General features: G+C 67.0%; 12 protein-coding genes and 1 pseudogene. 7 read left to right on the plus strand and 6 right to left on the minus strand.

Annotation, left to right across the window (positions count from 1 at the left end; translation table 11 throughout):
• Positions 1-460: 460 nt before the first annotated feature.
• Complete coding sequence (locus ACJA3G_RS17755) at positions 461-808, plus strand: DoxX family protein (protein WP_406553973.1); 348 nt, start codon at positions 461-463, stop codon at positions 806-808.
• 153 nt (positions 809-961) lie between these two features.
• Here the strand turns inward: ACJA3G_RS17755 and ACJA3G_RS17760 are convergent, their stop codons facing one another.
• On the minus strand, positions 962-1870 hold the full coding sequence (locus ACJA3G_RS17760) for an FG-GAP repeat domain-containing protein (protein ID WP_406553974.1): 909 nt from the start codon (positions 1868-1870) through the stop codon (positions 962-964).
• A 501-nt stretch (positions 1871-2371) separates the two neighbouring features.
• On the opposite strand from ACJA3G_RS17760, the gene ACJA3G_RS17765 reads away from it, so the two are divergent.
• The 4 genes from ACJA3G_RS17765 to ACJA3G_RS17780 all read left to right on the plus strand — a co-directional run bounded on the left by ACJA3G_RS17765 (position 2372) and on the right by ACJA3G_RS17780 (position 5312).
• Positions 2372-2752 carry an SdpI family protein gene (locus ACJA3G_RS17765; protein ID WP_406553975.1) on the plus strand — a complete coding sequence of 127 codons (381 nt, stop codon included), beginning with the start codon at positions 2372-2374 and terminating at the stop codon, positions 2750-2752.
• Positions 2753-3085: 333 nt separating this feature from the next.
• Positions 3086-3664 (plus strand): hypothetical protein, encoded by a 579-nt coding sequence (locus ACJA3G_RS17770; protein WP_406553976.1) that lies wholly within the window; start codon positions 3086-3088, stop codon positions 3662-3664.
• A gap of 26 nt (positions 3665-3690) precedes the next feature.
• Positions 3691-4365, plus strand: a complete 675-nt coding sequence (locus ACJA3G_RS17775; RefSeq protein WP_406553977.1) for an SdpA family antimicrobial peptide system protein — start codon at positions 3691-3693, stop codon at positions 4363-4365.
• Positions 4356-5312, plus strand: a complete 957-nt coding sequence (locus ACJA3G_RS17780; RefSeq protein ID WP_406553978.1) for a sporulation-delaying protein SdpB family protein — start codon at positions 4356-4358, stop codon at positions 5310-5312. Before ACJA3G_RS17775 ends, ACJA3G_RS17780 begins: the two co-directional genes overlap by 10 nt.
• A gap of 105 nt (positions 5313-5417) precedes the next feature.
• Here ACJA3G_RS17780 and ACJA3G_RS17785 read toward each other — a convergent pair whose 3' ends face one another.
• From ACJA3G_RS17785 to ACJA3G_RS17800, 4 genes are all read right to left on the minus strand, one after another.
• Entirely contained in the window at positions 5418-5741 is a 324-nt protein-coding gene (locus tag ACJA3G_RS17785) for a hypothetical protein (RefSeq protein WP_406553979.1), read from the minus strand.
• A gap of 269 nt (positions 5742-6010) precedes the next feature.
• The gene (locus tag ACJA3G_RS17790; RefSeq protein ID WP_406553980.1) at positions 6011-6484 is read right to left on the minus strand and encodes an NUDIX domain-containing protein; all 474 of its coding nucleotides are present in this window, start codon (positions 6482-6484) and stop codon (positions 6011-6013) included.
• Positions 6485-6581: 97 nt separating this feature from the next.
• Positions 6582-7706, minus strand: a complete 1125-nt coding sequence (locus ACJA3G_RS17795) for a DNA glycosylase AlkZ-like family protein (protein ID WP_406553981.1) — start codon at positions 7704-7706, stop codon at positions 6582-6584.
• A gap of 67 nt (positions 7707-7773) precedes the next feature.
• The gene (locus ACJA3G_RS17800) at positions 7774-9111 is read right to left on the minus strand and encodes a B12-binding domain-containing radical SAM protein (RefSeq protein WP_406553982.1); all 1338 of its coding nucleotides are present in this window, start codon (positions 9109-9111) and stop codon (positions 7774-7776) included.
• A gap of 315 nt (positions 9112-9426) precedes the next feature.
• Between ACJA3G_RS17800 and ACJA3G_RS17805 the strand changes: the two are divergent.
• Both ACJA3G_RS17805 and ACJA3G_RS17810 read left to right on the plus strand, forming a co-directional pair.
• Positions 9427-9764: pseudogene (locus ACJA3G_RS17805) on the plus strand (transposase); the annotation flags it as partial.
• 33 nt (positions 9765-9797) lie between these two features.
• Positions 9798-10055 carry a DUF6221 family protein gene (locus tag ACJA3G_RS17810; protein ID WP_406553983.1) on the plus strand — a complete coding sequence of 86 codons (258 nt, stop codon included), beginning with the start codon at positions 9798-9800 and terminating at the stop codon, positions 10053-10055.
• Between the two features lie 96 nt (positions 10056-10151).
• Here ACJA3G_RS17810 and ACJA3G_RS17815 read toward each other — a convergent pair whose 3' ends face one another.
• Positions 10152-11513: an FtsW/RodA/SpoVE family cell cycle protein gene (locus tag ACJA3G_RS17815; protein WP_406553984.1), complete on the minus strand. Its 1362-nt coding sequence runs from the start codon at positions 11511-11513 to the stop codon at positions 10152-10154.
• Positions 11514-11579: the final 66 nt, after the last annotated feature.

The raw sequence follows: 11579 nt of genomic DNA on the forward strand, positions 1-11579 counted from the left end.
GCACGGGGGAGTACGGGGCGGCACGGGGGAGCAACCAACCCTACGAAAGCGATGAACAGTCTGGCGATGGGCCAAGGCTCCAGCGAACCAGTGCCAGCCGGTGAGGCTGATCCAGGTCGGGTGGGTTCACATACTTCTGGGCCTGCGCTCGTGCCCAGTAGTCGAGCGCCACCTGCCGCTCCAGCCGCGCGACTGCTCCCGGTATGCCCCATGGCAGTCCTCACCCGGTGCCAGCGCCGCTACGACCGCGTGTACGCGATCCGGGCAGTTCGAGCACTCGGACACCAACCCCGGCGCGGACGACGGCGAACTTTTTTGAGGCTTTCTCGCGACGCTGTCACACATCGGGGCCGACGCGGTTCAACCAAGTGTGAGGGTGCGCGGCGACGCCGACGCCTTCACACCCGGTCGGTCCACCGGCCGCCCGCCGAAGCCGTGTCACCACGCATAGGAGTCCCCGATGTCCATGGCCTACGTCATCGTTGCCGTTCTCACCGCTGCCTGGATCGGTTTTTCCGGATTCTCGCTTCTGCGCCGGGCGGAGTTCGTCACCCAGCCGCTGATCGACTACGGCGTCCCGCGTCCGTCGTGGACGCTGCTCGGGCTGGTCAAGGCGGCCGGGGCCGTCGGTCTGCTGGTCGGCCTGGCGGTTCCCGCGATCGGTGTCGCGGCCGGAGTCGCCCTGGTGCTGTACTTTCTGGGCGCGGTCATCACGGTGCTGCGGGCCCGCTCGTACAAGACCGTCGTCTTCCCCGTCCTGTATCTCGCGCCCGCCGTGGCCACCCTGATCCTCGGCCACGCAGCTTGAGGGGGAGCCGGTGTGTGCCCGGCCCCCGCCTGCCGACAGGCGCACGCTCGCGCCGCCGGCAGGCGGGTCCACCGGATGTGTGCGGTGTCAATGCCGGGAAGCGACTACACCGCGTACACCAGGTACCTCGGATACGCCGGGGAAAGCCCGGAATCAGAAGAGTTCGCGGTACTGGTTGAAGCCGTAGCCGATCTTGACCTTGGCCTTGAAGGGTGTGGGCGCCTTGCCGGTGCCCTTGTACAGATAGAGGTCGCCCTTGGTGTCACGGGCGATCAGGTCGCTGCGGCCGTCCTCGTCCACGTCGCCGGTGGCCACCAGCTTGTTGAACTGGTTCCAGCCACCGCCGACGCGGACCCGCTGGGCGAAGGGCGTGCGCAGGTCGCCGGTGCCCTTGTACAGCCACAGGACGCCGTCCTTGTCACGGGCGACGATGTCCGGCCGGGTGTCGCCGGTCAGATCGCCGAGGCCCGTGATCTGGGTGTACTGGTTCCAACCGCCCCCGATCCGGGTGCGCGGGGCCAGGGAGCCGTCCGTCCTGCTCTGCCAGCGCCACAGGAAACCCTGCTTGTCGCGCGCCAGCAGGTCGGGGTGCCTGGCGCTCCCAAGGGCGCCCGGCATGAGGATGTTGTCGTACGGGCTCCAGCCGCCGCCGATCCGCTTGAGGTTGCCGTGCAGCCACAGGTTCAGCGTTCCGTCGTCCATGACGTGGTACGCGCCGTCCTGGGAGCCGGTCATCTCCAGGTCGATGGAGACCCCGTACTTGAAGTGCTTCCAGACGTACGCGCCGGAGCGGGGATCGAAGCCGCCCTTTCCGTCGCGCATGTATACGTACATCTGACCCGACGGGAGGATCCCGGACAGGAAGTAGGACGGCGCGGCGGGCGTGGGCTTGTGGGCCGTGGCTGCGGCCTTGGCCGTCGTCACGGCTGCGTTCTTCGCCGAGGGGGACGCGGCGGAGCCGTCGGCGACGGCCGTGCCCGCGGCCGTGGCGGCCAGGACGACGGTCGTCGCCACCGTGGCCGTACGCGCCAGGGCACGCCGACCGCGGAAAAGGTGTTTCACAAGGAACTCCGGACAGTGGATGGATGTGGCGGAACCAGTCCGGGCGCGCAACAGTCGGACGTGCCGCACCGATGAAATGAGCGTGCACGGTCGCGTCGGCCCTGCGGATCCCCCCACGAGGTCTGGACCACAGAATATCGACAGGCCGCCCCGCCGAGCGGACCGGGGCGCACCTCACACCAACGTTTGCCTGCCTCCCGCCAACCCGACGGAGGCGAGGACCTCCTCCTGCCGCGACTGACGCCGAGCGTCACGGCCGCATACAGGACAGGGCCAAGTTCAACACAGTCCCGTCACGTCTTATCGTTCGGTCATCCACATGCGGTACATGATGCTCAAGTCAAGAAACGAGTCAATGGAACTGGAATCCGTTGCTTCCCTGCGAACGCATGTGCCAACGTAGGGATTGCGAACAGCGGCGTGAAACTGACCCTTTCCGCCGGTCTGTTGAACCGCTCATTACGAGTCCAGCTTTGAGCTCTCACGGGGAGATGAGTTCGATTGCCCGGGCAGTTAGTAATTGGCATTGCCATTGCCGTGATCTATGCGGTCGTTGCCGCGCTCGTTCTCAAGTGGGGACGCAAAAGCAAGCAGGGCACGCTCCGCAATAACCCCACGGTAGGTGTACGCACCCGCGCGACACGCAGCGACGACCCCTCCTGGCGCAAAGGCCAAGAGGCTGCGCAACGGCGCTACGCGCTGCTCCCTCCGGTCCTGGGGATCGGCGCCCTCGCTGCTCTTGCCAACGGCTTCGCCGGCGGACCCTATTGGGTTTTCATCACCCTGGTCGCGGTCACTGCGGCAATTGATGCGGTGATCGCCGCCACGGCCGTGTCCGCAGCCGGAGCCGCGGCCCGCCGCGAGGGTCGAGGCCGGGCGTAACGTCGCGCTGCACGGCGTGCGCCCAGTCAGGCGCGCCTCCGCCCCGTGATCCGGGGGTGGAGAACGAATCCTCCACCCCCGGCCCTTGATCGCCGTTGGCCAATGAACGGCTCCCGCCCGGGTGCCTGGCCCACGGATCCACCGTCACAGGCTTCGCGGCAGACGCCGCTTCCTTCGCATGCCCGCTGGGAAAGCGCTTGCCGCATGGGCTCTGCCGACGGTTCCACCACACGACGACTCGCAGAAGGTATCCAATGAAGCTGAGACGCACAATCACACTGTCCTGCGCTGCCCGCAGTCCTCGCCGGAGGCGTCGCGTACGGCTCCGTCGCGATGGCCGCCACACCGGCCGCGGGCACGTCAACCACCGCCGCACAGCACCACGTGAAGTACTCGGATGCCGACATCGTCGGCCTCCTGGTCTTCGCCAAAGGCCGTGCGGCGGACGAGCACAAGGGGCTCGCCCAGCAGATCCGAGCCCACCGATCCGCCCAGAGCGAGAAGGCCACGCTCGACGAGATCGCGCAGTTCACACGTCAACTCAAGGCCGTGGACGCGGACTTCCACGACAAGGTGACCGTGCCCGTCCAGGTCCAGGATCCCTTCCAGGCCAAGGAGGGTATGGAGCGACTCAACTCCGACATCACCAAGTTCATGGTCCAGAACAAGGCGGAGGCGAAGGACGGCGACGCCCACGCCAACGGCTGGGTCTGGCACGACGCCAACGTCCTCATCGAGATCAACGCAGTCGGTGCCATCAACGCTCTCGCCTACGCCAACGTCGGAGCGGCCACGGAGGTGGCCGTCGCCCTCGTCGTAGTGCCGTCCGCGGTGAGCTACGGGTTCGACATGAGTCAGCCCAACAGCCTGGACGCCGACAACACGGTCGCCGCGGTGGCCGCGGGCTTGTAGGCACCGCCCCGCGAAGAGTTACTGCCGTGCACGACAGCCCTGCCGCGCTCCGGCGCGGCAGGGCGCCGGGGCGTGCCCTGGACCGCGCCCATCCACGTACTGCATCACGTATTGGGGTTCATCAGATGGCCAGCGCCTCTACCGGCGACGGTTCCCCGCGCCAACTCGTCGTCTTCGCCGTATCGTCCCTGCTGATCTTCGGCTACCTGGCTTGCTCCCTTTTCTATACGCTGCCAAGCAATGCGCTGAGCAGCAGACATTCGAAGGGTGCCCGGCCGGCTCTCAACATCCTGACTCCGGAGAACTGGGCTTTCTTCACGCGAAATCCGGAGACCGTGCAGAACGGGATCTACGCCGTTGCTTCTGACGGCACCATAAGAAACCTGCTGCACACCCCCCAAGGACTACCTTCGAACATCTTCGGGCTGTCCAGGAAACAGCGGGCACAGGGCCCCGAGTTGGGCTATCTGAATGCCTCGGCCGCGCACAGCTGGACAGCCTGCTCCGGTGTGCTCACTGAATGCGTCAAGAAGGCGTCAGCGCGCGCACCCCACACGCTGCGCAACAGCAGTCCGGTGCCCACCGTCTGCGGAGATTCCTATCTGACCCAGGAGCAGACCGTCCCATGGAGTTTCCGGCACGAAGTGCCCTACACCAAACGCGTCGTCGAGGTAGCACACCTGGACGTACAGTGCGACTGAGCATTGCGGGGCGGGACCCCGTCACCCAAGTCGCGGACCTGGTCGGAGGGCACGACCTTCGCTCACGCTGGTTCGGAGTCGGTCGCAGCGTCATCGCGATCGCGGAGCTCAGCGTCCTGTTGCTGACGCCCATGAAGGCGCTGCTCGTACCAGTGGTGTCGATGGGGGACTTCCCGCGCTGCAACTCCGTGCGGGCCGCTTCGGCCCTCTGCCTGGGCGGCGATGGGGTGAACGACGAGGTCCGGCGCTGGGTACTCGCCGCGGTGCTGCTGGTGGTGGCGAGTGGGTACCGGCCGCGGTGGACGGCGATCCCGCACGCGTGGGCCACCTACTCGATCGCGGTGAGCATCGCGGTGCCGGACGGTGGCGAATCCATCGCCATGATCATGTGTTTCCTCATGGTGCCCATCGCACTGGCAGACGACCGCACCTGGCACTGGCAGCCGGCCACAAGCATGCTGGCCCCATCGTGGCGGGCACTGTCCTTCGTGGCGTTCCTCGCAATCCGACTGCAGATCGCGTTCCTCTATCTCGACAGCGCCATCAGCAAGTTCGGTGTAGCGGACTGGGCGAACGGCACAGCCGAGTACTACTTCCTGCGCGACAACATGTTCGGCGTCGGCGCGCCCTGGGATTCGCTGCTGCTGTGGCTGTCCAAGAGCCCGCCCATCGTGGTGGGCCTCACCTGGGGTGCTCTTCTGATCGAACTGGCCATCGGTGTCTGCCTGTTGTCCTCACACCGGCGGCGCCGAGCGGCCATGGTGATGGACATTCTGCTGCACGGTTCGATCGTGCTGACGATGGGCTTGTGGAGTTTCGCACTCGTCATGATCGGCTCGTCGATCGTCTGCGCCACACCGGACCAGGCGCGTCAAACCCCCGTACCCGAGGAGAAGGCGCAGGCTGCCGCGCCGGACAGGGAACCGACTCCCGTCGCATCCGCCTGAGGTGACGGCGGTCCCTGCGGTGGCTGAAGCCCCCAAGGTGGCTGACGTGCCTTACGTGCCTGACGTGCCGGAGCGCGCCGCGTTCCGGCACGACAGAACAGACTGTCAGCTGATCACAGGTTCGCCGATCCGGAACCTGCTCCCGTTGCGCGGACCAAGGTGCGCCGTGATGTCGACGCGGCGCGTAGCATCCCGAGTCACAAATCGCGTGTCCGCCTCGGCGAGCCGCGCGCCGTTTTGCCCCCGGTATCGGAAGAACACACTGAGGTGGTGGTCACCAGGGTCTACGGGGATCTCCTGGCTGCCCCACTTCCCCGCGTTTTCCCTGCCGTCGAGTTCGATGACGGGCCGCGTCAGAAGGCGGTGAAACAACGCGGCAATGGGCGATAGACTCACTTGGATCGCTACAACTGCCCTGTGATGCACCATGGTTGGAGCCTACCCGCGCGACCCTCAAAAGAGGATCAAAAGCTGTCGAACAACGCGCAATCGAGTCAGGTTGCGCGCTGGACCGGTCGCCAGCGGAACTGTTCAAGTTATGGCGTGAAGCAAAGCCCTCTCCGCTGCACGGAAGAACACGGAAGAAAACGGAGAGCACGGAAGGAGCGAAGGGGGACGTGCGAATGGCGCGTGCATGGTCGACGCACACCACAGCATTGAGCCGCCGGGCCAGGGGTGTGGCCGCCTTGCTCGGGCGGTCAGGGGGTGGGTGCGGGGTCCCAGCCGAATTTGGAGCGCATGCGCCCTGCGGCGATGTGGTGCAGGGCTGTGGCGTGGTAGGGAACGGTGTTGTGGGGGATGGAGTGGAGGGGGAACCAGTCGAGGCCGTCGCACTTGGCGGGTTCGGCGTTGTAGGGGTCTCCGTGCCAGGTGAGGGCGCGGTAGAAGACGCCGAGGCGGGGTTCTTCGCCAGGGGCGCGGTGGTCGATGAAATGGGCGAAGTCGAGCTGGTGGTCGTCGACGCGTACGCCGATCTCTTCCCAGCCTTCGCGCAGGCTGCCGGTGTCGGTGGGTTCGTCTGGTTCGAGGTGGCCGGAGGGAACTTGCCAGAGGCCGGCGGCGTATCCGCCCTTGCGACGGGTGAGGAGTACGTGGCCGTCGCGAATGAGGACGAGGTGGACGTCGCAGATGCGGCGGTGGCGGGTGGGCTGGGTGGTCTGTGGTGCGGTCACGGTGATCGGGCTTCTGTCGTGGGGCCGGTGAGGGCACCGATTATGGCGGGGCCGGGCGGCTTCGGGGCGGCCTTTCACCGATCGGGTGAAGTGCGTCTCAACAGGGTTCGCCACGCAGGAATGCCTGGGTCCGGTCGAGTTGCAGGTGGATGAGTCGGGTGACGTGCCGCGGCGGGCTGGTGAAGAGTTCGTGCTGTATGGTGCGGGTCTTCTTGTCCCAGGCCCAGATGCCGGCGATGCGGCCCGCCACGGTGATCGTGGCGCGTACTTCTCCGATGGGATTGAAGGCCCGCGCGGTGTGAGCGGGGTCGTGGTAGCGGGACCGGGTGGTGAAGTAGCCCTTGAACGAGGGGTCTTCGAAGGCGAGAAGCCGCACGTGGTCCGCCGGCAGCGGCTGACTGGTGCGCAGCTGGTCGACGTCACGACTCAGTGCCATTTGCTCCGTCTCCAGGCCCTGGACACGGACGAGGGTGATCTCTCGGCGCAGGGCGGTGAGAGCGAGGGCGATCTGGGTGCGGGGCAGGCCCGACCACCACAGGAGGTCGCCTTCGGAGGCGGGGCCGTAGGCGTGCAGGTAGCGGCGGATGAGGCGGATGGTCGCGGCCTCAGGGTCTTCGCCGTTCAGGGACAGGCTGGGGTGGGCGTGCGCGAGGAGAGCGAAGTGGCGCGCTTCGCGATGGAGTGAGGTCGCGGCGTTCAGGCAGGCGATGCGGCCGGACTCCCAGGCCCACTTGATGCCCAGACGGATGCCCTCCACTGTGGCGCGGGGATGCTGTTTGCTCATACGTTCTTGGAGATCACGGTAGGAGAGCGGCCCCGCGTGAAGCTCGTTGACGCCGGCCTCGGCCCACCGTGCCAGATCGGTCGGGCTGAGGTGGTGGCGGTGGGCGGTCGCGGCCGTGGCGCCGAGACGCAGACGCAGGGTGGCGGCATGGGCGTCGCCGGCCTGGTCGAGTGGCCAAAGGTGCAGCGTCCGGCGCATGCACCGCAATTTGACCAGACTGCCCCCGGGGGAGAGGGCGCTGCGGAGCTGGTCAGGGCGGAAGCCGTCGAGGCGGGCGTGCGCGGTGACGTACGGGGTGAGCAGCCGGGCGGCGTGGAGGCCGGCTTGGGCGTCGGCGAGCTCGACCAGGTCGATGGGTCCTGAGTGGGCGCCCCAGCCGTGCCGGGCGGCCAGGGCGGCACGCTCGGCTGCGGCGGTGAGCATCAGAGGGGTGTCCAACTCGGTTGCCCTTTGGGGTAGCTGGGAGGAGAAAGCCTTCAGGGGCACCCGAGCATAGTGGAGCTGGTCAGTGCGAGGTGGACGGTTGATGCGGGTGGTGCCGCTCCGGCCAGAGAGAGTCGACCATGGCCGAAAGCTGCTCGTAACCCGTTTGGACGGCGGCGAACTCCTCGTCCGTGCCCCACCAGTGCCGGTGGTTGTGATGGATGTGGTACTGACTCCAGTCGCCGTCCCATCCGGGCTGGCTGCTGGTGTGGCGCAGGCCGAATTCATCGGGGTGGTCGTAGACGTAGGTGCCGGGCAGGGGAACGAACCGGAACAGCGAGACGCGGTCGATCTCCGGAGCGAGGTCGGCAAGCAGCTCCATGGTCTCAGCGGTCGTTGTCAGGTCCTCGCCGGGATAGCCGTGGATCACGAACAGCTTGACGTTGATCCCCGCTGTCCGTGACCAGTGCACCGCGCGCCGGATGTGTTCGGCGGTGATGTTCTTCCGCATCGCCTTGAGGATGTTCGGGCTGCCGGATTCCATGCCGTACTTGATCTCCAGGCAGCCGGCGGCGGCCATGTCCGCCAGCAACTGCTCGTCGACGGTGTCCACGCGCGACAGAGCCGACCACTTGAGGCCCAGGTCGGTGATGTGGGCGCAGATGTCGCGGACCTTGTTCTTGTTGACGATGAAGTTGTCGTCGACGATGGCGAAGCCCTCGATGCCGTACCGGTCGACCATGTCAGCAAGTTCGCGGCGGGCGCTGGCCCCGGAGCGGTACTGGATACGGGTCTGGGAGGCGGCGCAGAACCGGCAGGGGAAGGGGCAGCCCCGGCTGAACATCACATGCGCCATCCGCAGATCCGTGGACGACAGCCGGTCGGTCATCACCAGATCCTCCACGGGCAGCAGATGACGGGCCGGTAAGGGCAGGCTGTCGATGTCCCTCATGAGCGTTCTCGGTGCGGTACGCCCGGGTCGCCCGCGTCGCTGGAAGCAGATGCCCGCCACGTCGTCGAAGTGGTGCGTGTCGGCGCGTGCGAGGAGTTCGAGGAGGGTGTCCTCGCCTTCGCCGATACCGACCGCGTCGGGTTCGATGTCGGCGAGCGTCTGCTCGGGATAGAAGTTGGGATGGACACCGCCCACGAGCACGAGGGGGTCGCGGCCGTAACTGCTGTCGCGTCGGCAGTCGCGGATGATGCCGTACGTGGCGGAGGAGGGGATGGTGAACGCTATCGCCTCGAAGGCGGTGAAATCCCGGACATGGTCGTCCAGGCTGACCTTGATCACGGTGACGTCGTGACCGGCTGCCTCAGCGGTCGCGGCGAGGTAGAGCACTCCGAAGGGCGGGAACTCCTTGCGCTGTTCTTTGAACCGGGCCAGATCGAGGACCTCCGGGTACACCAGGGCTACACGCATGGCTCCTCCAGTTCTCCGCAGCAGAGTCGAACAGGGCCGGTGCACGACAGCCGGCCCTACTGGACAGCGGCTGTCCCATGCCCCAGGGGCGCAGGTGGTGCGGGCATGTCTGGGAACGGACCGCCGGGGCGGACAATCCCCGTTGCTGCCGTCTCTAGCAGGGGGCGGCGGCCCGCCCAAGGCGCGACTTGGCCACTTCGTCGGGGATTGGACTGCGCTGTGGGGAGCGGATCGAGCCGATGTTGCCGGCCGATCCGGCCCACGGTCGGTGATGGCCGATCACCGCCGAACCTTGGAAGCCTTCGCGCGAAGTACCGCACCGGACTTGGACGACCCAGGACCCGACCCGATGCCGTCCTGGCGGACCGCGCGTATTCATCCCGCGCAATCCGCAGTCACCTCCGGCGACGCGGAATCCGCGCTGTCATCCCCCCCCGCCGTCCGGCCAGGTCGGCCGCACGGCTGTTGGCGAGGCCGCGACGGAGGCCGCTCACCGGCCTTCGACGCCGAGGCATATAAGCAGCGCGACGCCGTCGAACGGTGCAGCCTACTCAAGCAGTGGCGCGGCCTGGCCATGCAGAACGGACAAGTTCGCCGTCGCCTACCAGGCCGCACTCCACCTCGCCGCCATCCTCATCTGGACAGCCGCTTGACCGCTGAAGCACCTTGCACGCGAGGATGGTCACATGGACGATCTTGTGGAGTTCCTCGTCGCACGCATCATGGACGACAACCACGCCTACGCCTTCGTGGCCGGCACCCTGGGCGGTGAGGCTCTTCTCGACAGCCATCTCCCCATGCTCGACTTGATCGAGCAACTGGCGAATGACTACAAAGCCATGGCTCCCTCGGACTCCCGCTCGGTCGGCCTGGCATACGCGCTGCGAGTCCTTGGTCAGTCATACGCCGAACACCCTGCCTACCAGCAGGAATGGCGCCCATAGCCTTGCAAGGGGACAGTCCCTAGGCGAGCCACCCGCGGGAACCGGTTCATGCGCTGCGCAGCGTCACACGCCCACACGGCGGAGGCTCTCCCCGGGTCACGTGGACGCGACAGGTTCCCGGCGTCGTTGGGCGCTGTCGCTGATGCGGATCAGGAGGGCGACCATCAGCCAGTTGGCGACCATGGAGGAGCCGCCCTTGGCGAGGAAGGGCAGTGCCTTGCCGGTCAGCGGTATGAGGCCCATGACGCCGCCGGTGACGACGAACACCTGGAGCAGCAGGGCACTGGAGAGGCCGACGGCGAGGAGCTTGCCGAAGGGGTCGCGGGCCAGGAGGGCGGCGCTGAGGCCCCGTTGGACCAGCAGGCCGTACAGCATCAGCACGGCCATCACCCCGGTGAGGCCGAGTTCCTCGCCGACGGTGGTGAGGATGAAGTCGCTGTTGCCCGCGAATTTGATGAGCTCGGGATGGCCCTGACCGAGCCCGCTGCCGGTGATCCCGCCGCTACCGAAACTGAACAGGGCCTGGCCGAGCTGCTCGGAGATGCCGGCCTGCCTCCCTGCCTCGGTGAAGGCGTCCATGGGGTTCTGCCAGGCAACCACCCGGCCGTGTACGTGTGGCTCGACCGAGCCGACCACGCCTGCCCCGAGCACAGCCATGAGTAGGCCGCACACCACCCAACTGGTCCGTTCGGTGGCCAGATACAGCATGATCACGAACAGCCCGAAGAAGATCAGCGACGTGCCGAGGTCCCGCTCGAAGACCAGCACGAGCAGGCTGAGCACCCAGATGGTCGCGATGGGCCCGAGCTGGCGGCCCGGTGGAAGACGCATGCCGAGGAAGCGGCGGCCGGTCAGCGTGAGCGCGTCGCGGTTGACGGTGAGGTATCCGGCGAAGAACACCGCGATCATGATCTTCACGAACTCGCCGGGCTGTACCGACAGCGGCCCCAGCATGATCCATCGTTTGGCGCCGAACTGGTCGGCACCGAAAAAGGCCGGTGCCATCAACAGCACCATGGCGACGGCCATCGTCACGTAGATGTACCGCTGCAGCCAGCGGTGCTCGCGCACCACCAGCAGCACCCCGACACACACGGCGACCGCGATCACCGTCCACACCAACTGGCCATTCCCCGTCGGAGCGATCTTCAGGTCCGGCCTGGCCACGTAAGTCACGTCGAGCCGGTGCAGCAGCACCAGGCCCACACCGGTCAGGAGCAGGGCCACCGGCAGGATCAGCGGATCCGCCCGCGCCGCCCAGCGTCGGACGGCCAGATGCGGCACCAGAGCCAGCAAGAAGACGGACACCGCGAACCCCGCCAGCCCCGACGGCGGCCGGCCCTCCATCGACAGACCCACGTACGCATAGCCGCCCACCGAGATCGACACAACGAGGACGAGCAGCCATGCCTCCGTACGCCGCCGGTTCGGTGCCTGCGCCAACGCCGCGAACGACATCGTGTGGGCGACGTCCTGCCCGGCCCGTTGGTCCCTCTGCCGGCCGCCCCCTGTTAATCCCCGCAC

Origin of the sequence: Streptomyces sp. YS-3, from assembly GCF_045257485.1 — a bacterium.
In the GTDB taxonomy this organism is placed as follows: Bacteria; Actinomycetota; Actinomycetes; order Streptomycetales; family Streptomycetaceae; genus Streptomyces.

What these genes read in the sequence shown, in the direction of transcription:
- ACJA3G_RS17755 (WP_406553973.1), top strand. Translation starts at nt 461, where the DNA reads ATGTCCATGGCCTACGTCATCGTTGCCGTTCTCACCGCTGCCTGGATC.
- ACJA3G_RS17815 (WP_406553984.1), bottom strand. Translation starts at nt 11,513, where the DNA reads ATGTCGTTCGCGGCGTTGGCGCAGGCACCGAACCGGCGGCGTACGGAG.
- ACJA3G_RS17810 (WP_406553983.1), top strand. Translation starts at nt 9,798, where the DNA reads ATGGACGATCTTGTGGAGTTCCTCGTCGCACGCATCATGGACGACAAC.
- ACJA3G_RS17770 (WP_406553976.1), top strand. Translation starts at nt 3,086, where the DNA reads ATGGCCGCCACACCGGCCGCGGGCACGTCAACCACCGCCGCACAGCAC.
- ACJA3G_RS17800 (WP_406553982.1), bottom strand. Translation starts at nt 9,111, where the DNA reads ATGCGTGTAGCCCTGGTGTACCCGGAGGTCCTCGATCTGGCCCGGTTC.
- ACJA3G_RS17785 (WP_406553979.1), bottom strand. Translation starts at nt 5,741, where the DNA reads ATGGTGCATCACAGGGCAGTTGTAGCGATCCAAGTGAGTCTATCGCCC.